The sequence below is a fragment of the Bacteroides xylanisolvens genome (assembly GCF_018289135.1).
Taxonomy (GTDB): Bacteria; Bacteroidota; Bacteroidia; order Bacteroidales; family Bacteroidaceae; genus Bacteroides; species Bacteroides xylanisolvens.
Genome location: NZ_CP072216.1, coordinates 284,426 through 310,470 on the forward strand (window position 1 = coordinate 284,426; position 26,045 = coordinate 310,470).

General features: G+C 40.4%; 25 protein-coding genes. 21 read left to right on the top strand and 4 right to left on the bottom strand.

Annotated features, from left to right (window positions below):
• The 9 genes from INE92_RS01240 to INE92_RS01280 all read left to right on the top strand — a co-directional run bounded on the left by INE92_RS01240 (nt 1) and on the right by INE92_RS01280 (nt 9,645).
• Nucleotides 1–912, top strand: coding sequence for a V-type ATP synthase subunit I domain-containing protein (locus tag INE92_RS01240; RefSeq protein WP_195436725.1), 912 nt, complete (start codon nt 1–3; stop codon nt 910–912).
• Nucleotides 913–915: 3 nt separating this feature from the next.
• Nucleotides 916–2,625 carry a hypothetical protein gene (locus INE92_RS01245; RefSeq protein WP_195436726.1) on the top strand — a complete coding sequence of 570 codons (1,710 nt, stop codon included), beginning with the start codon at nt 916–918 and terminating at the stop codon, nt 2,623–2,625.
• 133 nt (nt 2,626–2,758) lie between these two features.
• Entirely contained in the window at nt 2,759–3,265 is a 507-nt protein-coding gene (locus tag INE92_RS01250) for a hypothetical protein (protein WP_229097067.1), read from the top strand.
• The gene (locus INE92_RS01255; RefSeq protein ID WP_195436728.1) at nt 3,255–4,010 is read left to right on the top strand and encodes a S1C family serine protease; all 756 of its coding nucleotides are present in this window, start codon (nt 3,255–3,257) and stop codon (nt 4,008–4,010) included. Before INE92_RS01250 ends, INE92_RS01255 begins: the two co-directional genes overlap by 11 nt.
• A gap of 140 nt (nt 4,011–4,150) precedes the next feature.
• The gene (locus INE92_RS01260; RefSeq protein ID WP_229097071.1) at nt 4,151–5,296 is read left to right on the top strand and encodes a cell division protein FtsZ; all 1,146 of its coding nucleotides are present in this window, start codon (nt 4,151–4,153) and stop codon (nt 5,294–5,296) included.
• A 309-nt stretch (nt 5,297–5,605) separates the two neighbouring features.
• Entirely contained in the window at nt 5,606–6,532 is a 927-nt protein-coding gene (locus INE92_RS01265) for a hypothetical protein (protein WP_195436729.1), read from the top strand.
• A 293-nt stretch (nt 6,533–6,825) separates the two neighbouring features.
• A complete protein-coding gene (locus tag INE92_RS01270; protein WP_195436730.1) occupies nt 6,826–8,091 on the top strand; it encodes an ATP-binding protein in 1,266 nt (421 codons plus the stop codon).
• Between the two features lie 64 nt (nt 8,092–8,155).
• Complete coding sequence (locus tag INE92_RS01275) at nt 8,156–8,530, top strand: YccF domain-containing protein (protein ID WP_008021320.1); 375 nt, start codon at nt 8,156–8,158, stop codon at nt 8,528–8,530.
• Between the two features lie 122 nt (nt 8,531–8,652).
• A complete protein-coding gene (locus INE92_RS01280) occupies nt 8,653–9,645 on the top strand; it encodes a YeiH family protein (protein WP_004312517.1) in 993 nt (330 codons plus the stop codon).
• Between the two features lie 120 nt (nt 9,646–9,765).
• Here INE92_RS01280 and recA read toward each other — a convergent pair whose 3' ends face one another.
• The 4 genes from recA to INE92_RS01300 all read right to left on the bottom strand — a co-directional run bounded on the left by recA (nt 9,766) and on the right by INE92_RS01300 (nt 13,878).
• A complete protein-coding gene (gene recA / locus INE92_RS01285; RefSeq protein WP_004312516.1) occupies nt 9,766–10,800 on the bottom strand; it encodes a recombinase RecA in 1,035 nt (344 codons plus the stop codon).
• Nucleotides 10,801–10,826: 26 nt separating this feature from the next.
• Nucleotides 10,827–11,282, bottom strand: coding sequence for a thioredoxin-dependent thiol peroxidase (bcp, locus tag INE92_RS01290; protein WP_004312515.1), 456 nt, complete (start codon nt 11,280–11,282; stop codon nt 10,827–10,829).
• A gap of 28 nt (nt 11,283–11,310) precedes the next feature.
• Nucleotides 11,311–12,504, bottom strand: a complete 1,194-nt coding sequence (locus INE92_RS01295; RefSeq protein ID WP_004312514.1) for a saccharopine dehydrogenase family protein — start codon at nt 12,502–12,504, stop codon at nt 11,311–11,313.
• A 90-nt stretch (nt 12,505–12,594) separates the two neighbouring features.
• Complete coding sequence (locus INE92_RS01300; protein ID WP_195436731.1) at nt 12,595–13,878, bottom strand: hypothetical protein; 1,284 nt, start codon at nt 13,876–13,878, stop codon at nt 12,595–12,597.
• Between the two features lie 145 nt (nt 13,879–14,023).
• Between INE92_RS01300 and INE92_RS01305 the strand changes: the two genes are divergently transcribed.
• From INE92_RS01305 to INE92_RS01360, 12 genes are all read left to right on the top strand, one after another.
• Complete coding sequence (locus INE92_RS01305; RefSeq protein ID WP_004312512.1) at nt 14,024–14,812, top strand: META domain-containing protein; 789 nt, start codon at nt 14,024–14,026, stop codon at nt 14,810–14,812.
• A 326-nt stretch (nt 14,813–15,138) separates the two neighbouring features.
• Nucleotides 15,139–17,040, top strand: a complete 1,902-nt coding sequence (dnaK, locus tag INE92_RS01310) for a molecular chaperone DnaK (RefSeq protein ID WP_074635601.1) — start codon at nt 15,139–15,141, stop codon at nt 17,038–17,040.
• Between the two features lie 201 nt (nt 17,041–17,241).
• Nucleotides 17,242–17,808 carry a hypothetical protein gene (locus tag INE92_RS01315; RefSeq protein ID WP_005812876.1) on the top strand — a complete coding sequence of 189 codons (567 nt, stop codon included), beginning with the start codon at nt 17,242–17,244 and terminating at the stop codon, nt 17,806–17,808.
• Entirely contained in the window at nt 17,805–19,052 is a 1,248-nt protein-coding gene (locus tag INE92_RS01320; RefSeq protein WP_005812874.1) for a site-specific integrase, read from the top strand. The genes INE92_RS01315 and INE92_RS01320 overlap by 4 nt, the downstream gene beginning before the upstream one ends.
• A 323-nt stretch (nt 19,053–19,375) precedes the next feature.
• A complete protein-coding gene (locus INE92_RS01325) occupies nt 19,376–20,017 on the top strand; it encodes a hypothetical protein (RefSeq protein WP_005812872.1) in 642 nt (213 codons plus the stop codon).
• 133 nt (nt 20,018–20,150) lie between these two features.
• Entirely contained in the window at nt 20,151–20,519 is a 369-nt protein-coding gene (locus tag INE92_RS01330; RefSeq protein ID WP_004320284.1) for a helix-turn-helix domain-containing protein, read from the top strand.
• A gap of 43 nt (nt 20,520–20,562) precedes the next feature.
• Nucleotides 20,563–20,904, top strand: coding sequence for a helix-turn-helix transcriptional regulator (locus INE92_RS01335; protein WP_005812869.1), 342 nt, complete (start codon nt 20,563–20,565; stop codon nt 20,902–20,904).
• 2 nt (nt 20,905–20,906) lie between these two features.
• On the top strand, nt 20,907–22,013 hold the full coding sequence (locus INE92_RS01340) for an AAA family ATPase (RefSeq protein ID WP_005812867.1): 1,107 nt from the start codon (nt 20,907–20,909) through the stop codon (nt 22,011–22,013).
• A gap of 200 nt (nt 22,014–22,213) precedes the next feature.
• Nucleotides 22,214–23,113: a toprim domain-containing protein gene (locus INE92_RS01345; protein ID WP_005812865.1), complete on the top strand. Its 900-nt coding sequence runs from the start codon at nt 22,214–22,216 to the stop codon at nt 23,111–23,113.
• A 156-nt stretch (nt 23,114–23,269) separates the two neighbouring features.
• Nucleotides 23,270–24,241 carry a hypothetical protein gene (locus tag INE92_RS01350; RefSeq protein ID WP_005812863.1) on the top strand — a complete coding sequence of 324 codons (972 nt, stop codon included), beginning with the start codon at nt 23,270–23,272 and terminating at the stop codon, nt 24,239–24,241.
• A gap of 119 nt (nt 24,242–24,360) precedes the next feature.
• Nucleotides 24,361–25,008 carry a hypothetical protein gene (locus INE92_RS01355; RefSeq protein WP_227191525.1) on the top strand — a complete coding sequence of 216 codons (648 nt, stop codon included), beginning with the start codon at nt 24,361–24,363 and terminating at the stop codon, nt 25,006–25,008.
• Nucleotides 25,005–25,775: a metallophosphoesterase gene (locus INE92_RS01360; protein ID WP_007837351.1), complete on the top strand. Its 771-nt coding sequence runs from the start codon at nt 25,005–25,007 to the stop codon at nt 25,773–25,775. Before INE92_RS01355 ends, INE92_RS01360 begins: the two co-directional genes overlap by 4 nt.
• Nucleotides 25,776–26,045: the final 270 nt, after the last annotated feature.

Below are 26,045 nucleotides of genomic sequence, written 5' to 3' on the forward strand. Positions count from 1 at the left end.
ATGAAAAGTTATGTAGTATTGTTTTTATTCTCATTTTGTTTATGCATTGTGGGGTGTGAAGCTAAGCAGGCTACCGATTCATCTTCGATTAAAGAAAGTCAGGTTATAGCTTCTGTTAATGATATAGTGAGTTCTAAAACAGATTCATTAGGAAAATGTATAGAAAATTTAAAAGAAAAAATAGAAAATCAAAATGTTGAAATATCTAATCTTAATGCCGAAATACGCAATCTTAAGAAGGATGAAAAAGGGATAAGTTATTGGTGGTTGATTGGTACTGCAATGTTTTCTGTTTTTATATCTGCTTTGCTATTCGTTTTACTATTCGTTGTATGGATGAAAAAGAAATATCATTTTTTGAAAGAAGATATTCGACGTATTAGTGATAAAGTAAGGGGATTTGAAAAAACAAAATCTAACAACGGAAAGGAAGCGAAGGTTAGACTTATAGAGAAAGAATTAGGACAACTCAAAAATGAACAGTTTAAACTTATGACCGAATTATCGAATATTAAAAATAAGGTAGATGATAATCAATGTCGTGTTGTTCAGGAACAACCTAAAATGGTAGTATCTAAAGAAGTAATGCCCAAAGAAGTTAAACCTACTAAAATCGGATACTTTGGTATGGTAAAAGGAGAAGGTTTTTTCAACGATGTATATACTTCTAATCAAGATGAGTGCCGTTTTAAGGCCTGGTATAATGACACTGAAACGGAAGCAGAGTTTGAACCTGTAAATTTGAATCGTATCCGTTCTATTGATGGAATAGAAAAGGCTGTGGATTATAAGGATGACGAGGTTTCGTTGTCTGACGCTTCTTCGTTTTATGTAATAGCGAGAGGCAAAGTGACTAAAAAAGATGACCTTTGGAAGGTTGAATCTCCTGTAGAGATAAAATTAAAAAGATAGGATATGAGTATTATAGTGCCTATAGTGGTATTTGCAATTATTTGTGTACAAATATTGTTTTTTGTACTCAATTTGTATCGTATGTACGAATTTAAAGATGTTTTTAAATTTGAGTCATCTTGGCGTATTGATAAAAATGAAGAGACCGGTTTTGTGTGTGGTATAGAGGGGAGTGGTAACAGGATTTTTAGCTCAATAAAATTGTCAATCAATAAATATTTGAGTAATAATTCGGGTTCTGTTATTGATTTTCATTTGTTGAAAGATGCAGCAGACCGGCATTGTGATTCGGTGGAGAATGACATAAGTACGCAAACTCCTATTCCTCTGTATTGCGGGCTTGCAGGAACGATGGCCGGTGTGATTTTAGGCTTAATACCGTTGATATCCTCTGGAGCATTGATTTATCTTTTGGGTGGTGAACTTTCCTTGAATATATCAAAAGAGGAAATGGATAACTTGGCTGCTTCCGGAATAAATGAATTGTTGGCGGGAGTAGCTTGGGCCATGGCAGCTAGTATATGTGGTATTATGTTGACTACTATTAATTCTTTGTTATTCAAAAGCTGTAAATTGAAGGAGGAGAATGGCAAAAGTACTTTTTTAGCTTGGATGCAATCTCGCTTGTTGCCGGAACTCCCCTCGGATACATCAGATGCTTTGAATAGATTAGTTAAGAATCTAAATATTTTTAACAGGACTTTTGCCGAGAATACATCCGACCTTAAAGGCACCCTTATTAAGGTTAATGATGCATATAAGATTCAATCTAAGATTATACAAACAGTGCACGACATGGATGTCATGAAAATGGCAAAAGCTAATGTTAGGGTTTTAGAGGAATTACAGCAGTGCACTGATAAATTGGAACTGTTTAATTCATATCTTGATAATATTCATGGTTATACAGATGCAATAAATACTTTTACAGCTTTGTTTCAGCAGGAGAGCAATAGGTTACATGTTCTTGAGGAAATACAACAATTCTTCATGCGTCATAAAGCGGAAATAGCAAAAGATACGGCAGATGCAGATGTTGCTTTAAAAGAAGCTTTGAGCGTAATGAGAGATTCTACAGTTGCTAACGTTGAGGAGTTGAATAAACATTTTGTCACTCAATCAGAAACATTCAAAAGAATATTGCAGGAGGAAAAAGAGGCTTTTGAAGAATTGAATAATGACATTAAAGGGAGATTTCATGAATATATTAGTGAAAATATTACATCGTTCAAGGATTTTAACAAACAAATGAAAGCTCAATTCAATAGTCAAATGCAACAGAACTCGATGCTAATGAAGAATTTGGAGCCAATAGCAAATATACCTGTTCAATTGGATAATTTATTTAATAAAATGGAACAATCGAATAGTTCGTTGGCGAAAGAAATATCGCAAGGTATGGATAAAGTGGCTCATTCTATGGAACGTGCTGATGATGGAAAAGGAAAGAACAGTGTTTCTCTCCAAGTATTTCCTTCTTGGATTAATTGGGTTATAGTAATTTGCATAATAGTAATGGCTCTAGCCTGCGTAATTAATACTGTATATAATATGATTCCTCAAACAGCCACAGAAAAGGAACTGGTAGATAATAATATAGGAGAGAAACCTGATATGGAACAGGTTAAAAAAGACGATTATGCAATAGTCGGAAAAGATAGTGTAGATGTGCATAATGATACGATAAGCAATACGAGATCATTAAATCCATAACATTGATAAGGAGGAATTTATGTCTCAAAAGAAAGAATCATTTTTTTGGACGAGTTATTCGGATTTGATGACAAGTCTTTTTTTTATAATGCTTGTGCTTTTTATTTTGGTAATTGTTCTGTTACATAAACGTATGGAAGTTACTGAACGTCAATTAGCAGAAATAAAAAAAGTAGAGCAATCGACTAAAGATTTGAACCGTAAATATTTTACTTATCGATCTGATTCAAAGAAATATGTACTAAATATTGCGGTCTCTTATCCTGTTGGTATTAGTGATATTACTAAAATAGACGTTGCTGATAAAGAGAAATGTCTGGAGGATTTATATCAGGCAGGTAAAGAAGTTGAATCCTTTTTGAAACGTAATCATGAGAATAAATATATTCTAATCGTTGAGGGGCAAGCATCTAAAGATAATTATTTGTTTAATTATGAATTAAGTTATCAACGAGCATTGGGGCTGATAAGGTATTGGTACGATAGGGAATTGAATTTTGGAGATAATTGCGAAATCCAAATATCAGGAAGTGGGGACGGACGTTTGAAAACGAACTCAATGAGAGAAAAGAACGAAATCTCTAATCAAAGATTTTTGATTCATATACTCCCTAAAAATATATTTGAAAATGATAAGTAAATATAGTATTGGATTGTTTATGGCTTTATTAGTTTGTTCTTGTGCACATAAGTCAGGGCATGGTGAAAGAAAAAGCGATAAAAAAGTGATAGGGTTGAATAATAAAAGAGAAATCATTCAACCTAAAAAAGATAGGGAGGATGATATTCCTGTTAAAAGAATTGAGCGTAAAGGAAACAGGATGGAAGGGACGGAGGTATTTCGAAAATACAACTCAGCTGTTTTTATGGTTTTTACATCTGACGGAAGAAATACTTATCAAGGGTCCGGCTTTTTTATAAATGCGCATGGGCTGGCAGTAAGCAATTATCATGTGTTTGAAGGTACAGGGATGGGAATCGAACAGATAAAATTAACAGGAAGTGATGTTGTTTATAAGGTGGCAACAGTAATACACAAAAGTTCAGATAGTGATTTTATTCTTTTTAAAGTTGATTGTAATAATACGAATTATATTCCTATTGCAAATAGTAAACCGAGTGTGGGGGAGAAAGTTTTTGCAATAGGTAGTCCACGAGGACTTGAAAATACTTTTTCTTCAGGAGAAGTGTCACAATGGCGTGAGCGGAATCTGATGCAAATTAGTGCACTTATAGATCATGGAAGTAGTGGAGGAGCTCTAATTAATGAATATGGGGAAGTCGTAGGCATCACATCTGGGACATTTTATGATGGTTCGCAAGCTAATTTGAATTATGCTTGGAGCATTGATGTAGTTAAACCTTACATAAGAATGACAAATTAAAATAGAAGTTTTTTCGAACATATAATTAATGAACATAAAAATGGATACAATCATAGAATTTGATATACCACAAGACCGTTCGGCCAATCTTATTAAAGTGATAGGTGTGGGGGGGAGGTGGCGGAAACGCTGTAGAGAATATGTATAAACAAGGAGTGTGTGATGTCTCTTTTGCGGTGTGCAATACGGATAGTCAAGCGTTGGTACGTTCGAGTGTGCCAGTTCGTATTCAACTTGGAGAGGAAGGATTGGGCGTAGGAGGCAAACCTGAAAAGGGGAAACAAGCAGCCGAAGAGAGCATAGGAGAACTTAGACGTTTGTTTGATGATGAAACGGAAATGGTCTTTGTGACCGCTGGAATGGGAGGTGGTACAGGGACAGGAGCAGGACCCGTTATTGCTGGTATAGCTAAGGAAATGGGAAAACTTACGGTCGGGATTGTGACTATTCCGTTTGCATTTGAAAAAAAAGTTCGGATTCAAAAAGCGTTGCAAGGGGTAGAAATGATGCGGGAGAATGTAGATGCTTTACTTGTAATTAATAATGAGCGTTTGAGAGATATTTATGATGATGGAATTACCACTGTCGAACAAGGTTTTTCTAAAGCAGATGAAGTGCTGACGGTTGCAACAAAAAGCATTGCCGAGATTATTACTATCAAAGGGATTGTAAATCGAGACTTTTGTGATGTACATACAGTGATGAAAGACGGAGGTAGTGCTATTATGTCGACTGGAAGAGCAAGTGGGGAACATCGGTTGGAGAAGGCAATGTATGAAGCGTTAAAATCTCCTTTGCTGGATAATGTAGATATAGAGAAATCACAGAAACTGCTTTACATTATTTACTCTTGTGATGATTGTCCAGTAACAATGTCTGAAATCACTGACGTGAACAATTTTATGGATAGTTTGTCTTCTGACATTGAGGTTTTGTGGGGATTGTATCGCGATAATACATTAGGAGAAGATGTAAAGGTCACTATTATTGCTACAGGATTTGACCGGGTAGATGTAGAGTTGCCGAATAAAAAAAATGATGATGTAAAACAGGAAAGATTGAACGAATTGATGGAGTACTATTATGGCAAGAAAAAGAAAGTTCCTTCTGTCGAAGATTCAAAACTAGAACCTGAACCAATGCCTGAACCTGAACCAGAAACTGATTTTGATTCTGATTCAGAACCGATGCACGTTGACCCTATCGTGACTCCATCGAATGGAACATCTTGGCTGGAACGTTTGAAGATTCTGCTTGAAAATACGATGGGGGATACTTTTGATTGATAAAGAGGAAAAAGAACGGATTAGGGTGAAAGGTTCTAGTAATTCGGAAAGATGAAGAAACGTATATTTAGCAATATGGGTTGTTTTATCTATATATGCATCTTGTTTGTAATATTTGTTGTTGTAAAGGTAGTATGGTGCGTCATTTTGATAGTGATATAGAATCTTTTGACAAAGAAAGAACGGACATTCTTCAAAGATGCAACTATTTAATAAAAAATAGTAACAGAACCACAAACATTGATTAATGAAATGCCAACGGCTATTGGCGATCAATTCCAAGGAGAGTGAACTTTGTATTCATGTTCCATGTTAGCCAAATCACTCTCTAATATCTCGTTGCTTTATCCTGAAACGAAAGAGGGTTCCATTGTACAAATTGATAGTCTTATTTCGATAGTGCTTTCGCCTGAAATCAGATGGTATGATACGTTAAGATGGGGAGAAGATCCTTTGGAGAATTTAGATGGTGATAATAGTTATATTTCTTATTTGAGTCATCTTGCTTGGATGATTGGCAATTATAAAAAGGTTGGCGGTGATGATAAATATAACGAGTTATATCATTCATTGTGTAAAACGATGAGTCGTAGAATAAAAGCAAGTGATATTTTGAATTGTTCGACATATCCGGGAGAATACATATATGTTCCGGATATGCTTGTTGCGATAGTGGCATTGTCAGAATATTCAAAGTATTATAACGGGAAATATTCGACAATAGTGAATCGGTGGATTCATAAAGCTCAAACGGAATGGCTTGATAAAAATACCGGATTGTTGGTGTCATGTCTGTCAGAACTGACAGGAATCATAGAAGATATGGATGTCAAAGGAGCTTATTCGGCTCTTAATTGTTATTATTTGGTACTTATAGATGATAATTTTGCGAAGTCTCAGTATGAACTGTTAAAAAAGTATTTCATAAAAGAATCACCGATATTCGGATTGAATGAGTATCACAACTATTCTCCTATATTGGGGTTTGATATAGATGCTGGACCTATTTTGTTTGGCTTAAGTCCGTCAGGAACTGCTTTTGCTGTAGGAAGTGCAACTTATTTTGGAGACTCCGTCACACGAAAGAAAATTCTGAAAACTGCCGAAATAGCAGGTAGCACATGTGTATGGAATGAAGATAGGCATTATTTGTTAGTAAATGTGGCATTGGTAGGAGAAGCGATTATGTTAGCTATGAGGACTACGGTTAATTTCTCAACGACTGTTAGTAAGTAATTCCCCATATTCATATTCTCTTTGCCTATCTCATAGAGTTACTTCCAGTATAACTTAACCTTAAATCCGCGACTTAATCTGATAAAACAACCTCTTTGGGTGGCATTTTTTTGCTGTAATGGATAATTTGTCAGTTTGATGACCGACCTTATATTATATAGTGAACAATTGGTTGATTTCTGCCACCAATAAAAACCGGTAAACCATTTGTGAGACGAATTACAACGTATTTTTGTTTTGTATACGAAACAAAAATACTATATTTGTATTTTATATATAGAACAATACCGGATATGGACAAGGAACAAATAAAGCAAATAATTGGTGAAAATCAAGAGTTTGTCAAAGATATAACATTTATGGAACGTCCTTTCACTTTTGAGGATGCAGGTAATTATGTATTTTTAGGTATTCGCCGGGCCGGAAAATCCTATTTGATGTATCAGCGGATACACCAACTTCTGAAAAAAGGGCATAAGATAGAAGAAATACTATATATCAACTTTGAAGATGAACGTTTTATCGGCTTGAAATCAGTAGAGTTGGATGATATAAAATTGGCATACGAAGAGACTTTTTCCTATCAGCCTATTTTCTTCTTGGATGAGATACAAGTTGTAGACGGGTGGGAAAAGTTCGTTCGTCGGTTGGTAGATAAAAAATATCGTGTATATGTGACTGGAAGTAATGCGAAGATGTTGAGTAGTGAGATTGCTACGACATTAGGCGGGCGTTTTCTTATTCAGGAGGTATATCCGTATTCTTTTCGTGAGTTTCTTCTTTCGCAGGATATAATATTAAAAACAAACTGGCTTTATACTCCAAGTTTACGTAATGAAGTGGTGCGCACTTTTGATGCTTATTTTTATAATGGAGGATTTCCGGAATTGATTGCATTTAAAGATAAACGTTCTTGGTTGAGCGGGCTTTATCAGAAAATATTTTTTGGTGATCTAGTGGTCCGTTATGCGCTACGTAATTCGGATTCGATGAGTTTGTTGGTGAAAAAACTTGCGGAAAGTGTCATGCAACCTTCTTCTTACAATCGACTTAAAAATATAGTATCTTCAGCGGGAGAGAGCGTGGGGGTGCGAACAGTTATTGACTATGTGGGATATTTGGAAGAAACTTGGCTGATATTCAGTATTGAAAATTATGCAGCTCGTTTTGCGGAAAGAGAGAGTAACCGGAAATACTATTTTATTGATAATGGCATTTTGAATCTGTTTATCTTTAATCCGGAAACTTTGTTGTTGGAGAATTTAGTAGCTGTCTCTTTATATAGAATGGTTGGAAAGGAGCTATATTTCTATAATCAAAATGTAGAAGTTGATTTTTATATCCCTGATCAGAAATGGCTTGTTCAAGCATCATATAATATTTCTGATACTCAAACTTTTACTCGTGAAGTAAATGGGCTTTTGAAAACAGCAAAGTTCTTAAAGGCGGAGAAGTTACAAATTGTGACTCGTAATGAAGAACGTACGGTGGAACAGGATGGTTTTATAATAGAGGTGATTCCCATTTGGAAATGGATGATAATGCTAGAGAATAAGTGACATCAGGGTAAAGTGGATGAGACAACAAAAAGAAAATTGGAAAAATAACTAATACAATTTATATATGGGCTGTTTAATGAATTTATTGTGGTTGTTGCTTGGTGGTATCTTTACTGCTGTTGAATACCTCATCTCAAGCATATTGATGATGCTTACCATTATTGGTATTCCGTTTGGTATGCAAACCTTGAAACTGGCAGGACTTGCTTTGTGGCCTTTCGGTAAAGAAGTAAGAAGTGGGAATCGCTCTGGCGGTTGCCTTTATATATTGATGAATATCCTGTGGATATTTTTGGGTGGCATTTGGATCTGTCTGTCCCATTTGGTTTTCGGGGCTATATTATGTATTACTATCATTGGTATTCCTTTTGGCTTACAGCACTTTAAATTGGCAGCTTTGGCATTATCACCTTTTGGGAAAGACATTATAACAGTGTAAGAGTAGTTGTAGGGAAGCGTATGCTTATAATTAAAAGTTATAATGCATAATTAGAAACTATTGGCGGGTCTTGATTGTTTACCGTACCTTTGCACCCGGAAAACAATTAAAGATAAAAAGATATGATTTCAACAGCTACAAAAACTTTGCAGGCAAATAATAAAATGATTTATGTTGCACTGCTTTCTACTCTGACTTTCTTTCTTTTTTTAGACTATATTCCAGGATTGGAAGCATGGTCGGCTTGGGTAACTCCTCCGGTTGCTTTGTTCCTCGGACTTATTTTTGCATTGACTTGTGGACAAGCGCATCCAAAGTTTAATAAGAAAACCTCTAAATATCTGTTGCAATATTCAGTTGTAGGATTGGGATTTGGTATGAATCTTCATTCTGCTTTAGCTTCCGGTAAGGAAGGCATGGAGTTTACGGTCATTTCAGTGATCGGAACCTTGGTAATAGGTTGGTTTATCGGACGTAAGTTGTTCAAGATCGACCGTAATACAGCTTATCTTATCAGTTCGGGAACCGCTATCTGTGGTGGTAGTGCTATCGCAGCAGTGGGACCAGTGTTGAAAGCGAAGGACAGTGAAATGTCTGTGGCATTAGGTACAATCTTTATCTTGAACGCTATTGCACTTTTCATTTTTCCTGCCATTGGTCATGCATTGAATATGGATCAACAACAGTTTGGAACATGGGCAGCTATTGCCATTCATGATACCAGTTCTGTAGTAGGTGCAGGAGCTGCTTATGGCGAAGAAGCATTGAAAGTGGCAACCACTATTAAACTGACCCGTGCGCTTTGGATTATCCCGATGGCTTTTGCTACTTCCTTTATTTTCAAGAGCAAAGGACAAAAGATAAGTATTCCATGGTTTATCTTCTTCTTCGTGTTGGCATTGGTAGTAAACACTTATTTGCTGGATGGAGTACCACAATTGGGAGCGGCTATTAACGGTATTGCCCGTAAAACTCTGACGATTACCATGTTTTTCATCGGTGCTTCTCTTTCTATTGATGTATTGAAAGCAGTTGGAATAAAGCCTTTGGTTCAAGGGATTTTGCTTTGGGTAATAATCAGCTTGAGCACATTGGCATACATTTATTTTGTATAAGAGGAAAAAAGAGAGAATTATATAAAAGAGAAAAAGGTGGGAGAATGATCGTAGTAAACGATTTTCTCCCACCTTTGTTTATTCAGTTTTAGTCTGTGGATAAAGCAGAATTAAAGCAAATTATTTCTTCTTCAATTCTTCAAAGATTAATCCTTCCAGTTCTTCAGCTAGTTCAGGATTATCCATGATGCATTGTTTGGCGGCATCACGTCCTTGTCCTAACTTAGTGTCGTTGTAGCTATACCATGAACCGCTCTTCTTGATGATTCCCAGGTCAGCACCCAAGTCGATGATTTCTCCGGAATGGGAGATGCCTTCACCGAACATGATGTCAAATTCTGCTTTGCGGAAAGGAGGTGCTACTTTATTCTTCACCACTTTCACCTTAGTCAGTTTACCGAGAATCTCTTCGCCATCTTTGATCGGTTGGCTACCACGGATATCCAGACGTACAGAAGCGTAGAACTTCAAAGCGTTACCACCGGTTGTTGTTTCCGGGTTACCGAACATAACACCGATCTTCTCACGCAACTGGTTGATGAAAATACAAGTAGTACGTGTCTTGCTCACAGCAGCTGTCAACTTACGAAGAGCCTGCGACATCAAACGTGCCTGAAGGCCTACTTTGTTATCACCCATGTCGCCTTCGATTTCCGCTTTAGGAGTCAGTGCGGCTACAGAGTCAATAACGATGATGTCAATAGCAGAAGAACGAATCAGTTGTTCCGCAATCTCCAACGCCTGCTCTCCGTTATCCGGTTGAGAGATATAAAGATCATCGATATTTACGCCCAGTTTAGATGCGTAGAAACGGTCGAAAGCGTGTTCGGCATCAATAAAAGCAGCGATACCGCCGGCCTTTTGTGCTTCAGCAATGGCGTGGATAGCCAATGTTGTCTTACCGGAAGACTCCGGGCCATAGATTTCGATGATTCTACCTCTAGGGTAACCTCCAACGCCAAGTGCCACGTTCAGGGCAATAGAGCCTGTCGGGATCACTTCTACTTGTTCAACACTATCATCACCCATTTTCATGATAGAACCTTTACCGAAGCTCTTTTCTATCTTTTCCATGGCAGCCTGTAAGGCTTTTAGTTTTTCGCTTGATGCCATTTTATTATCTGTTTCAAAATTAAGTTCGTCTTTTTTTGCCATACCTTATTCTTATATAATTAATGGAGTTATTGATTTAAAATCTGTGAGGCATGTTCTTTGGTCTTCACTTCTTTGGGAGTGATAATCCGTTCTACGATTCCCTCTTCATTAATCAGGAAAGTAGTGCGGAAAGTACCCATGTAAGCACGTCCGTACAGTTTCTTTTCTCCCCATACTCCAAATTCTTCTACTAGCTTTTTGTCAGTGTCAGCAATCAGAGTGAAAGGAAGATTGTTCTTTTCGATGAATTTCTGGTGCGACTTTTCATTGTCTACGCTGACACCGATTACTTCATAGCCGGCTTTACGTAGTTCGGAATAGTTGTCGCGCAGGTTACACGCTTGTGCGGTGCAACCTGATGTACTGTCCTTTGGGTAGAAGTACAACACAATTTTTTTCCCTTTATAAGCACTTAAACGGATTTCTTCGCCTTTCTCATTGATACCTAAGACTTCCGGTGCTTTATCTCCTACGTTTATCATAACTTTCTTTTAATGAATAGGTGTACGCTTATAATTCCAAATCCTTGTCGAACTCTTCATGCCAGGGAAGACCTTGCTTATTGAGTTGTTCCATGAACGGATCCGGATTGAATTCTTCTACATTGTTTACACCCGGACGGTTCCATTCGCCTTTGAAGAACATCATGGCTCCAATCATTGCCGGAACTCCGGTGGTGTAGCTTACTCCCTGCATACCGGTTTCCTGATAAGCTTCCTGGTGACTACAGTTGTTGTATACATAGTAAGTACGTTCCTTACCATCTTTCAGACCACGGATACGGCAACCGATAGAAGTTTCTCCTTCGTAGTTTTCTCCTAAATCCTGCGGGTTAGGCAATACAGCCTTCAAGAATTGCAATGGTACAATCTTCATTCCGTTGTAATCAACCTCGTCGATTCGTGCCATACCGATGTTTTGGATAACGCGTAAATGAGTTAAATACTCCTGTCCGAAAGTCATCCAGAAACGTGCACGTTTGATAGTCGGATAATGTTTCACCAAAGATTCCAGTTCTTCGTGATAAAGAAGATAAGAGTCACGCGGACCGATGTTCGGGTATGTCAGGTCTTTATGGATTTCCAGCGGACCGGTAGTTACCCATTTGCCATTTTCATAATAGCGTCCGTTTTGTGTAATCTCGCGAATGTTGATCTCCGGATTGAAGTTTGTAGCAAAAGCCTTATGATGGTTACCTGCATTGCAGTCTACAATGTCCAGATATTGAATCTCATCAAAATAATGTTTAGCTGCATAAGCAGTATAGATACCGCTTACTCCCGGGTCGAATCCGCAGCCGAGGATAGCTGTCAGACCTGCTTCTTTGAAACGATCGTGATAAGCCCACTGCCAGCTGTATTCAAAATGGGCTTCATCTTTCGGCTCATAGTTGGCGGTGTCCAGATAGTTCACTCCGGCTTTCAGACAAGCTTCCATAATCGTCAGATCCTGATAAGGGAGAGCCACATTAATCACCATTTCGGGTTTGAAATCGTTGAATAAGGCTACCAGCTCCTCTACATTGTCTGCGTCAACTTTAGCTGTTTTTATATTGGGGTTACCTATTGCCTCGACGATTTTATCGCATTTCTCTTTCGTACGACTGGCAATCATGATATCTGTAAATACATCGGCATTTTGTGCCACTTTGTGTGCAACGACAGTGCCAACACCGCCTGCACCAATAATAAGAACTCTACCCATTTCTGTATTTAATGAATTATAATTTATGATTTATTGGTTTGGCAAATATACGTGATTATTTTCAGATAATCATTGCGCAGCTACTCCTTTTTATTTGTAACGTTGCAAGGTTCCGTTTTCGAATTCCAGCGTTTTGCCATTGTAGAACCAAGTTTCGAAACGACTGCCTTTTTTCAGCTCGATTTCTATCGGATCACCAATGGACAAACGACATTCTACCGTACTCATCCCTGCCTCCAAATCTCCCCGGGAGATAATCTGCCAACGTTTTTCTGTAATGCCCGGATATTTCTTATGTATATCCTCGAATCCGAAAAAATCTTCGATATAATTATCATTTTTGACAATCACGTCATATTTCAGATCTGTTTCCAATTCATAGATTGCCCCGTCCCTGTCCGTTAATGACAGGGTGGCCAGGCTGCCGGGGGGAGATAATTTAATCTCTTTTATTTGCAGAACCGTATATCGGGGCAAGTGAACACGTGATTCGGTCTGCTTATCTTCAAAAGATACGATTCTTTTGGCCGGCAGCATCTTTTTAGGATAAACGGTCATTCCCAAGTATTTATTTTTCAGGCTTTCAATAGTACCCAGACTCTTGTTAGTGAAACTGAATGCATTTGAAAAATATTTCATTCTCTTTTCGCCTTGAAAATCATTCAGGTCCATGCCGGAGTTCGTTCGCGAGAGAGCGACTTCCAGATAATAAGAATGTCCCTGTGTATCTTTGAATACGATTTTCACTGGATATGCCTGACTGCCTACTCCAATAGCGGTAATTGTAGCTTCCGTATTGACAGGAATTGCTATATCCCGATAGCCGGAATAATTGTTGGCGTCGTCTACCCGGGCACTTTCAGATTGTATATAGACTGTTTTTCCTACTAACAATTCTTTGGCAGTATCTACATCTTTCAGATAAACCAATCCATTGATACCGGCACGGGGAGCCTTCTCGCAAATCTCGTCCAGCCTCATGTTCTTTATGTCATAATAATATTTTTCTCCCTCACATTCGAATACGAAGCGAGTGGAATAGTTAGTTCCGGTTGATATATTTTGAGCCTTCTCTTTTGTTCCCGTGAAAGTGAGAATCTTGTGCTTCAGCAGGCTGTTGTCTATTCCTTTGTCGGTGTCGTAGCTGGAAAGAGTAGGAAGGAACATGTTCCGTGTAGAAGGAACAAACATAAACTTCATTCCGGGTGTCCATTTACACAGCGGTTGCAGTGGAAAGTTATTCTTGATGAATTGTTCTTCTTCACCTACAGGGATTTCCTGCGTGGAAGGAGTAGTGACAATGTAATCACTTTGAGCTGTGATAGGACACGTGCCACAACAGAATAGAATTAAAGACAGGACAATTATTCTCATATTTGTTTACTTTAAGTGAACTATGTAAATTGTTCGTTTGTTGTATATCTACTGGCAAATGTATATATTTTATGTTGTATTGGATGTTATTTTCCAATCTTTTTGATATCTTTGCCCCCGATTTTAACTTAAACGTTATAACAATATGAAGAAAGTATTTGTTTCAATTTGCATGGCTGGTGCAGCACTTGCAATGTCTTCGTGCCGTTCGGTTGAGAAGGCAATCCCCCTGTCATCTATCAATGGTGAATGGAATATCATAGAAGTCAACGGCTCGAAAATTGCTCCGGGCGAAAGTAGAACCCTTCCTTTTATCGCTTTTGATACAGCGACCGGTCGTGTGTCCGGCAATAGCGGATGTAATCGTATGATGGGCAGTTTCGATGTAAATGCGAAGCCGGGAAGCCTTGAACTTACAGGGATGGCTAGTACCCGAATGATGTGTCCGGATATGACTACTGAAAATAATGTATTGAATGCTTTTGCGCAAGTAAAAGGATACAAGAAGGCAGGTAAAGATAAGATGTATCTTTGCAATTCGTCCAACCGTCCGGTTGTCGTTCTACAAAAGAAGGAGGCTGATGTGAAACTTTCAGTTTTAAATGGAGAATGGAAAATTAAAGAAGTGAATGGTGAGGCAATTCCTTCCGGTATGGAAAAACAACCTTTCATTGCTTTTGATGTGAAGAAAAAGACCATTCATGGCAATGCCGGATGTAATTTGATTAATGGTGGTTTTGAAACCAGTACAAGTAATGCCAAATCTATTTCTTTCCCGGGAGTAGCAAGCACAATGATGGCTTGTCCTGATATGGAAACAGAAGGTAAGGTGCTGAAAGCTATCAATGAAGTGAAATCATTCGATGTGTTGTCCGGTGGTGGCATTGGTTTGTATGACGCAAACGGTGCATTGGTCATCGTGCTGGAAAAGTAATAAAGAAGAGTTATATATAATAGGATATGCCTGTGTCGCACTTGACGATACAGGCATATTTTTTTTCCTTTATCGAACCAGAGTCGCCTGTATTTGTTTAAAGAAACAGTTGTTGATTGGCTTTGAATATGACTATGTCAGCAGTGTTTATTTATTAAAACTGTCTTTTTGGCAGATATTATGTCATGCATTCGTATAATTTCCTTTTGGCACACGGTTTGCTTTTTAATAAGCGTCCGTTCGCGGCGAAGCTCCCTGATAAGAGCAGAGAAACAACCGGACAAAAAGAAATCATTGAATAAATAATAAATAAAAAAATAACGATCATGGGAAAAATTATTGGTATTGACTTAGGAACTACAAACTCTTGTGTTGCCGTATTCGAAGGTAACGAACCTGTAGTAATTGCAAACAGTGAAGGTAAGCGTACAACTCCTTCTGTTGTCGCTTTCGTTGATGGTGGCGAACGTAAAGTGGGTGATCCTGCAAAACGTCAGGCTATTACGAACCCTACACGTACAATCTTCTCTATCAAACGTTTCATGGGTGAAAATTGGGATCAGGTACAAAAAGAAGTGACTCGTGTTCCTTATAAAGTAGTGAAAGGTGACAACAACACTCCGCGTGTTGACATCGACGGACGTCTGTATACTCCGCAGGAAATCTCTGCAATGATTCTTCAGAAAATGAAGAAGACTGCCGAAGACTACCTTGGACAGGAAGTAACAGAAGCAGTCATCACCGTTCCTGCTTATTTCTCCGACTCTCAACGTCAGGCTACAAAAGAAGCCGGACAGATTGCCGGTCTGGAAGTAAAACGTATTGTAAACGAACCGACAGCCGCAGCTCTTGCTTACGGTCTGGATAAGGCTCACAAAGATATGAAGATTGCTGTATTCGACCTTGGTGGTGGTACATTCGATATCTCTATCCTCGAATTTGGTGGTGGTGTATTTGAAGTACTTTCTACAAACGGTGATACTCACCTTGGTGGTGACGACTTCGACCAGGTAATCATCAACTGGTTGGTACAGGAATTCAAAAACGATGAAGGTGCTGACTTGACTCAGGATCCGATGGCTTTGCAACGTCTGAAAGAAGCTGCTGAAAAAGCTAAGATTGAACTTTCTTCTTCTACAAGTACAGAAATCAACTTGCCGTATATCATGCCGGTAGGTGGTGTGCCTAAGCACTTGGTGAAGACTTTGACTCGTGCAAAATTCGAATCTCTGGCTCACGAATTGATCCAGGCTTGTCTTGAACCATGTAAGAAAGCAATGAGCGATGCAGGTTTGAACAATGCTGATATTGATGAAGTAATCCTTGTTGGTGGTTCTTCACGTATTCCGGCTGTTCAGAAGTTGGTAGAAGATTTCTTCGGCAAGGCTCCTTCTAAAGGTGTGAATCCGGATGAAGTGGTAGCTATTGGTGCTGCTGTGCAGGGTGCTGTTTTGACAGACGAAATCAAAGGTGTAGTATTGTTGGATGTTACTCCGCTGTCAATGGGTATCGAAACACTGGGTGGTGTAATGACTAAGTTGATCGATGCTAACACTACCATTCCGGCTCGTAAGAGTGAAACATTCTCTACTGCTGCTGATAATCAAAGTGAAGTTACGATTCATGTATTGCAGGGAGAACGTCCGATGGCTGCCCAGAATAAATCAATCGGTCAGTTCAATTTGTCTGGTATTGCTCCGGCTCGTCGTGGTGTTCCTCAAATTGAGGTTACATTCGATATCGATGCGAACGGTATCTTGAAAGTATCTGCTAAAGATAAGGCTACCGGTAAAGAACAAGCTATCCGTATCGAAGCATCCAGCGGTTTGAGCAAGGAAGAAATCGAAAAGATGAAGGCTGAAGCTGAAGCTAATGCTGAAGCAGATAAGAAAGAACGTGAAAAAATCGATAAACTGAACCAGGCTGACAGCGTAATCTTCCAGACTGAAAATCAGTTGAAGGAATTAGGTGATAAGTTGCCTGCTGATAAGAAAGCTCCGATTGAAGCTGCTTTGCAGAAATTGAAAGATGCTCACAAAGCACAGGACTTGGCTGCTATCGATACTGCTATGGCAGAAATCAATACTGCCTTCCAGGCTGCAAGTGCTGAAATGTACGCACAGGGTGGTGCACAGGCTGGTCCTGATATGAACGGTGGTGCTGGTCAGCAAGATAATAGCAAGCACGGGGATAATGTTCAGGATGCTGACTTTGAGGAAGTGAAATAAGCACATAGAGAAATAAGAATACAATATCAAATGGAAAGCGTGTAGCTCAATGAGTTACACGCTTTTCTTGTTTTTGGCCGTACACAATAATATTGCTATCTTTGCGTTATTATTATAAACATCTGTACCTTATTTGTACCTGTAAGAAAAAGTAGATATGATGAGAAGAATAGATATTAAGAACTACAAAATGAATGAATTATGGCAGTAGCAAAGTATAAGATAGTACGGAAATGTCCTGTGTGCGGAGAAGAGTTCTTCGCAAGGACTTTGGAGTCCTGGTATTGTTCACCCAAATGCTCCAAGGTGGCGTGGAAGCGTAAGCATGATGAAGAAAAACGCCAACTTGAACTGGACAAGATTGTAAGCAATATGCCCAAGTCTAAAGAGTATATCAGCATAACGGAAGCGTATGCTATGTTTGGTGCAAGCCGCTCAACCATTTATAGGCTCATCTACATGAAAAAGATTTCCTTCATTGAGCCAGAGAAAGGAATACGACTTGTATGCAAAGGAGAACTAATGAATCTGTTTCCGTTAAGACAGTCTCCGCTTGACACCAAGCCAAGGAAACCAGTTACCATGTACCGCATGGAACCAGAGGATTGCTATACAATAGGTGAGATTTCCAAGAAATTTCATCTGGATGACAGCACCGTGTATGCTCATATACGAAAATACTCAATACCGACCCGGCAAATCGGTAATTATGTGTATGCTCACAAGGAATCAATAGACAAACTTTATAAAGATATAAAACCATTATGAAAAGATTAGATTATACTAAAGTCTCCGTCAAATTAAAGAAAAGTGAGTGGAGAGATGAGTGGTTCATCTATCTTGAAGCTTATCCTGTTTATGAGACGGGAAATGACAAACCCAAACGAGTGCGTGAATATCTCAGGAGGTCTATTACTACCCCTATATGGGATAAACGACGAAGCGAGCGAGCCGTTGCTGGTAGAATAAAGTACAAGCCCAAGCGAGATGACAATGGCGTTATTCAGTGTAAATCCAAGCAAGATATGGAAACTTGCCTTTATGCGGATGGCGTTCGAGTCCTGCGTCAAAAAGAGTACGACAACATGGCTCTCTTTACTGACCAGCAAATGGAAATGGCAGAACAAAGCGAACGCTCAAAATGCAATGTTCTGGAGTATATTGAGAAGTTAATCAAAGAAAGAGAGGAAACTGCGTCAGAATCGATAGTTGTCAACTGGCGCAGATTGCACACACTGTTGTCAATGTTTGCCAAGTGTGACTACATACAGTTCTCGCAGATTGACATGAAGTATATTGAGGCATTCCGTTCCTTCTTGATAAAGGCACCGCAGGGTGGTTCTAAGAAAGGAACTATTTCAAGGAATACGGCATCGACGTACTTCTCTATCTTCAAGGCGGCACTCAAACAAGCTTTCGTGGATGGCTATCTGAATTGTGATATTGCTGCCAAGGCTAAAAATATCATGTTTCAGAGTGCTCGAAGAGAGTATCTGTCACTGGAAGAACTTAATATATTGGCAAAGACTCCGTGTGATGATATACTAAAACGGGCAGCCTTGTTCTCTGCACTGACAGGAATGCGACATAGCGATATTCAAAAGCTTAAATGGTCAGAGGTTGAAGAATACAATGGTGGGTACCGTCTCAATTTCACTCAGCAGAAGACTAAGGGCGTTGAATACATGCCTATATCGCCACAGGCATACAAGCTTTGCGGTGAGCGCAAGAAAGACGGAGAACTGTTGGTGTTTGCCGGACTGCCTGACCCTTCATGGATATCTAGGCCTTTGGAACGGTGGGTAAAAGCATCAGGGATTACCAAGCACATCACCTTTCATTGCTTCCGCCACACCTATGCAACGTTACAATTGGCTAACGGTACAGACATATATACCGTAAGCAAAATGTTAGGGCATACCAATGTAAAAACCACGCAAATCTACGCAAAAGTAATTGACAAGAAGAAAGATGAAGCTACAGAAGCTTTTAAGTTGGACATAGATGAATAGTGATTATCATTTGTAAGCACTTAGTATAGAAGACCACTTGTATCAATAAGTCCTTTATTGTACAGGTGGTTTTTAGTGCCTTTCATTTTCAACATTCTATGTAATGATGCTATTGTTTTGGCACTTTAACCTTTCGTGGAAACCAAACATTTATAACAATAAACAGATAAAAATGAAAAAAGACAGCCTTTTTTGGCTTCTCTCTTTTTGAAGAGAGCAAGCGTGTCCACAAACATGTGGAGTGTACAGAAGACTTCTACAGAGAACTGTATGAGTTGTTTGAGATCGCAAGAAGTTGGTATCTTCAAGCTGAAAAGAATCATATGAAGACAGAGTACTTCATAGAACTATTTGAGCGCAGTCACCAATATATTGACTGTGATTGTGCACGTTGTAAGAACTCGCGACAGATGGCAATTGGCATTATTGGTACTTTGTTTAGAGACTCTAAGTGTGTGTCAATAATCAAGAAAAAAGAAGATTATTCCAAGCAGGAACTTATTGAGTTGTTTCTTCAACATGTGGGTACTGGTCTGCCAATCCTTACCCGAAAGAAATCGTCCATCCTCACTTTGGGATGCCAATTGTCAGACAGACAGATGGATTTGTTGGTAGAACTTGTCCAAAGTCACGACATATTTGATTTTGCCGACAACAGTGATGTGCGTAGCGAGTTGTGTCGCCTATTCAAGTGCGACTTGGACGCATCTATCCGTGTAAAGAATGTACGTAATGTAGCCGTACTGTTTGACGCTATGGCTCAATACCATTTGATAAACAATAATTGGCAATATGTCATGGGAGAAGGTCGCTTCTTAACCAGTATCAAAAAGGATGGAACAGAGAAATTCATAACTTCAAGTTGTCTTTCCTCTTCTCTTTCAAGGATAAGAAGAAACGTTTCCATGACAGCAAGTCAATATGCCATCTGCAAATCCATCGAACAGATATTAAGAGAGGAATAAATCACAATAATTCTGCTAAATGAAAGTAAAAACGTGATAGTTTGGTTGATACTGCCTTACTATCACGTTACTTTTTCTATTTAGTGACAGTCTCCCCATAACTTTGCATCAAAAATCATAAAAAATAATTAGCATGGAAGAAAATAGTATAAGATTTGAAGATATTCCCAACGCTATAACGGGGGTACTGAAAAAGCTGTCATCATTAGAAGACAAGATTGATGGTATATATGAACTTGTTCAATCAGAAAAAGAAGAAACATGGTTTACGGTTGCTGAATTATGTGCTTATCTCCCAACACATCCGGTAGAGCATACCATATATTGCTGGACAAGCAATCGGGAAATACCGTTTCACAAGAGAGGCAAACGCATCATGTTCCTCAAATCTGAGATAGATGAATGGCTTCAAGGAACCAAGGGCAAATCGAAGAACGAGATTCAAAGAGAAGCAGAGGAATATGTACTATCTACACAAAGAAAGAATAGACGGCTAATATAACCGTGCTACTGTCTGTAAACAATTTAATTAAGGTACGTGACACATGAATGAAAGACATTTTAGACTCTATGAGCGAATTGTCGCAATAGAAGACAGTTTGGAGGCTTTGGGACCTATTGACAAACTAATAGAGCGAATCGAGGAATTGGAGAAGATGGTCAAGCAGACCAAAACCGTCTTGGGGTTTGACGAAGCATGTAAGTATATTGGTGTTTCTGAAAGCCTGCTATACAAACTTACAGCCGCAAAAGAAGTTCCACACTATAAGCCAAGGGGAAAAATGCTGTATTTTAATAGAGAAGAAATCGACAAGTGGCTGCTCCAAAACAAACAAGAGGTCATTGGAATGGTAACGAAAATAGAAATTGATAATCCGAAAGAATGAAAATGGAAGAAAATAACAAACATGTACAGCCTAACTCAAAAGAGGAAGGAGTACAGCGTCTCAATCGCATATTGAGCGAATCGTTGATAAAGGCAACAGATACTTATAAAACACCTCCTCAGATTATATGGGTTGATAATTCCAGCATAGCCACATTGGGCAACTTCAGTGCTTCTACTGGTAAGGCAAAGGCGAAAAAGACCTTCAACGTGTCTGCCTTGGTAGCCGCTTCCCTCGCCAACGGCAAGGTACTGAACTATCGCGCCAGTCTGCCAGAGGGGAAACGCAAGATACTGTATGTAGATACGGAGCAGAGCCGCTATCACTGCCATAATGTGCTGGAGCGCATCCTGAAGCTCGCTGGTCTACCTACAAGCATCGACAACGAGAACCTTGACTTTATCTGTCTGAGAGAGTACACGCCCTCCGTCAGGATAGAGGTCATAGACTATGCGCTTGCCCAAGACCAAAGCTATGGACTGGTCATCATCGACGGAATCAGAGACCTGCTTCTCGACATCAACAATGCGGGAGAATCGGTCGAGGTCATCAACAAGATGATGGAATGGTCATCAAAGTATGACCTGCACATCCATTGCGTATTGCATCAGAACAAGGGCGACAATAACGTGCGCGGGCATATCGGTACGGAGATGAACAACAAGGCAGAGACGGTGCTTGTCATCACCAAGAGCACCACCAATCCCGACATCAGCGAGGTGAAGGCGATGCACATCCGTGAGAAGGAGTTCAAGCCGTTTGCCTTTACAGTCAATGAGGAAGGGTTGCCAGAGATTGTCGAGCACACGCCGGAGAAGGAAGAAGGTGACAAGCAACCGTCAAGGTTTACTTACCAAGACTTGACATCCGAACAGCATAACGAGGCGCTGACGGCTGCATTCAAGGAGAAACCTATCAAAGGATTCGATCGCATGGTGGAGGAATTAACGCAAGCCTATGCAGACATTGGCTTTAAGCGTGGCAGAAGCGTCATCATCAAAATGCTGAAATACCTGATTAACGAGCAAAAGCTCATAGTGAAGCGGGATAATCATTACTATTTCGGATATACACCTGCCGAGATTGACCTGTTCCATGAAGAGGAATAAAAACAGTTCAGAAACCAGTTTAGTTTACGTCCGTACCTATATATAAGAAATAAGGCCAAAGTAAACCGAAATCGGAGGCTGAATTGGGAAGCGGAAAAGTAGTTTAGCAAATGGTTTAGTTTACGGGTGTGCCTATATAGGAGAAAGGGTAAAGTAAACTGTTTCCATGGACAAAGTAAAACCGAACAAATGAAAGTACAATGAATATTGAACAATCGAAGAAACTGAGCATTATAGACTTCTTAGACAAGGAGAATGTAACGCTGAAAAAGAAGAAGGGCAATGCCTACTGGTATCTGTCACCCTTCAGGGACGAGAAGACCGCATCGTTCAAGGTCAGCAAGAAGGAGAACCTGTGGTACGACTACGCCATTAAGGAGGGCGGTGACCTTGTGGAGCTGGTAAAGCGTATGTATAACAAACAATCCGTTTCCGATGCCCTTGCCTACCTTGCGTCCAAGAGTATTGCCACTGTGGATAAGGCAATCGAGACCGCTATCGCAGCCAAGGAATACACGACAACCAAGATGAACGATGTGAAGCTGCTCCCACTGAGCAACCATTCTCTGCTGTCCTATTTCAGTAGCCGACGGATAGACATCACCATTGGCAGGATGTATTGCAGGGAGATACACTACAAGGTTGAGCAAAAACATTACTATGGCATTGCCTTTGGCAATCTGAGTGAAGGACATGAGGTGCGCAATCCCTATTTCAAGGGCTGCATCGGGCATAAGGACATCACCCTGCTTGCCCATACGTTCAACGAGTGGCAAAACGGTTGTCTGGTCTTTGAGGGCTTCATGGACTTCCTTGCTTATATGACCCTCGTTAAACAGCAAGACCGATGGTTTGTCGTTGAAAGCCCTTGCGACTATATGATACTGAACTCAGTCGCCAACCTCAAACAGGCATTGCATTACCTTGACCGTTACACCCACATCCATTGCTTCCTCGACAACGACCAGGCAGGACGCAAGACGGTTGAGAGCATCAGCAATGTATTCGAGTACAGGGTGACGGACGAGTCCTTCAGATATGCCGACTACAAGGATGTCAACGACTATCTGATGAGGAAGAAACGAACGGCATCTGAATGACATTATAAAGACGAAAACACCATCATTTGATGCAAAAATGGCTCAAATGCATTGAAATTACATATCAAATCTGCACTTTTTCGCCCAAACATGCTTGATTCTCAATTATTATCCTTATTTTTGCATCGTTTTAATACATTATTAAAATGTAGCAGAATGGAATTGAAAAAAGAAATAAGGATATTGGGCAGACGCTTTGAGGTGGAACCTCGTGCCAAGGAAAGCCTGAAAGGCATCACGGTTGGCGAGAAACTCTCATACCGTTTCTATGATGGCACATACCAAGGCACGCCCCTGCTGTTCGTTGAGCCCAAGAAGGGCAATCCCTCTCCACGGACTTGCGCCATCACGGGCAAGCGGTTGACCGAAGCCCTGGGACTGCCTGCGGTGTTTATCCTTGCGCCCGGACCCACCTACGAGCGACACAGACTGGCAGACAAAGGAGTCTTCTTTGTCATGTCCGAGGAATATGCCCATCTGCCAGGCATCATAGCATTGGAGAAGACAAGCAACAGGAAGATTGCCGAAGTATTGACCCCTGTGGCGCAATACATACTACTCTATCACCTACAGGTGGGCAGTATTGAAGGAATGTCGCCAAGGGATATTGCACCGTTGCTTCCATATTCTTACGAAAGCGTCACGTTGGGTGTCACCTGTCTTGAAGATGTAGGACTGTGTCAAAAGATTCAGAACGGACAGCGCAGCAAGGTGGTACACTTCGAGTTGAAGGGCAAGGAACTGTGGGACAAGGCTCAGAACGTCTTGCTGTCACCTGTGGAGAACCGCATCTTTTGCGATGACATACGCTTGGATGCGGAATACCCCGTATGCGGCATCAATGCCCTGGCACATTATTCCATGCTTAATCGTGACCGGGAAGAGATGATAATGATGACAAGCAAGGAATATCGTGCCGTCAAGTCGGCTGATGTCATGGAGAATCCCAACATCTATGACGGCAACTATATCATAGAGGTATGGAAATACCCTGTTGTCAGCAAAATGGGCGACAAAAGCCAGTGGGTTGATCGCCTTTCCCTTGTCCTTTCGTTGAGAGATGATGATGATCCGAGAGTAGAAAAAGAAGTAGAACGAATAATCAGTGAACAGAAATGGAAGGATTAGTCAAGTTCCGTGAAGCATTTGCGGAATACTCAGAAAACTATGTGGTGATAGGCGGAGCAGCCTGTGACATCACCATGACCAATACCGTGGTGCGTCCACGCGCCACACACGACATCGACATGATAGTCATCGTAGAGAACATGACCGAGGCTTTCGCCAATCGCTTCTGGCAGTTTGTGCGGGAGGCTGGCTATCGACCTGAAAAGAGGAAACAGGAGGCTGGTGAGCCACCAAGGTATGAAATGTATCGTTTCCTTGATGGTAAAGACGGCTATCCCGAGATGATAGAACTGCTGTCACGCCACCCCGACGTGCTTGGAGAGCCAAAGGGATTTGTCATAGAACCTATCCCGACCGATGAAGATGTGTCGAGTCTTAGTGCCATCATCATGGACGATGATTACTATCACTTTACTATCGCACACAGCCAACTGACTGATGGCATACGCCATGCCAATTCCGCTGCCTTGATAGCACTGAAGGCAAGAGCCTACCTAAATCTCATGGCAGACAAGCGGGACGGCAAGCATGTGAACACCAAAGACATCAAGAAGCACCGTTCGGACATCCTGAAAAATGTGGTCATAATGACTGAGGACAACATTGAGGCTCCTGCTTCAATAGTGGCATGTATAAGGGAGTTTGTCGCCTCCATCAGAGCCGACTGGTCAACTCTCGCAGAACCATTGTCAAAGTCACTCGGTCAAGACGAGGCATTTGTGACCGGACTGTTAGATCAACTGGATGAATTGTTTATAGAAGCATGACCAATATGAAGATACAATACGCATCCGACCTGCATCTGGAGTTTGCCGACAATTGGCGGTATCTGAAAGCCCACCCCTTGGAGGTGACGGGCGACATACTGCTGCTTGCCGGCGACATCGGCTATCTCGGCGATGACAACTACTCCAAGCATCCCTTTTGGGACTGGGCATCGGAGAACTACAAGGAGGTGCATTGCTGCATGGGCAACCATGAGTTCTACAAATATTATGATGTGGCGACACTGCCCGACGGCTATCTCTTGGAGGTACGTCCCAATGTATTCAGCCACTACAACGGTATTGCGAGGATTGGCGACACCGACATCATCCTCTCCACCCTTTGGTCGAGGATTCCTTTGGAGGACGCTTACTTCACCGAGCAAGTGATAAGCGACTTCCGCCGTATATTATATAAAGGTGAGCTGATGACCCATGCCCAATTCAATGCTGAGCATGAACGTTGCCTCACCTTTATCAAGGATGCAGTGGCATATTCGCAAGCAGCCCATAAGATTGTTGTCACCCATCATGTACCATCGTTCCGTATGCTCCACCCAAAGTTTCAAGGCAGCAAGGCAAACGTGGCGTTCACCGTAGAGTTGGAGGACTATATCACCGATAGCGGCATAGACTATTGGATATACGGACATTCGCACACCAACATCGATGCCAGGATAGGCAACACCCAATGCTTGTCCAACCAGTTGGGCTATGTTTTCTCTAACGAACATCAGGACTTCTCCCATGGCAAGTACCTGACCATATAGCCATCCACATTTTTTTCATCCACCCTCTTTACAAGCTCTTCCCTATCGGAAGGGCTTTTTTTGTGCCTTTCGAGTTTGATTTTTGAGTATGATTGCGAGTGTAATCAAAATTAGAGTTAAGATTTGGCTCCGCGGAAAGTCATTTCGGTTTAAGATTGAAGAAAAGGTAGTTCCTTTGCATCGGCAATAAGCCAAACCATAGTAAAATCAAACTTGAAAATATGAAGTCATTTGTAATATTCGCCATTGTCGTGACCATAATCTATGTCA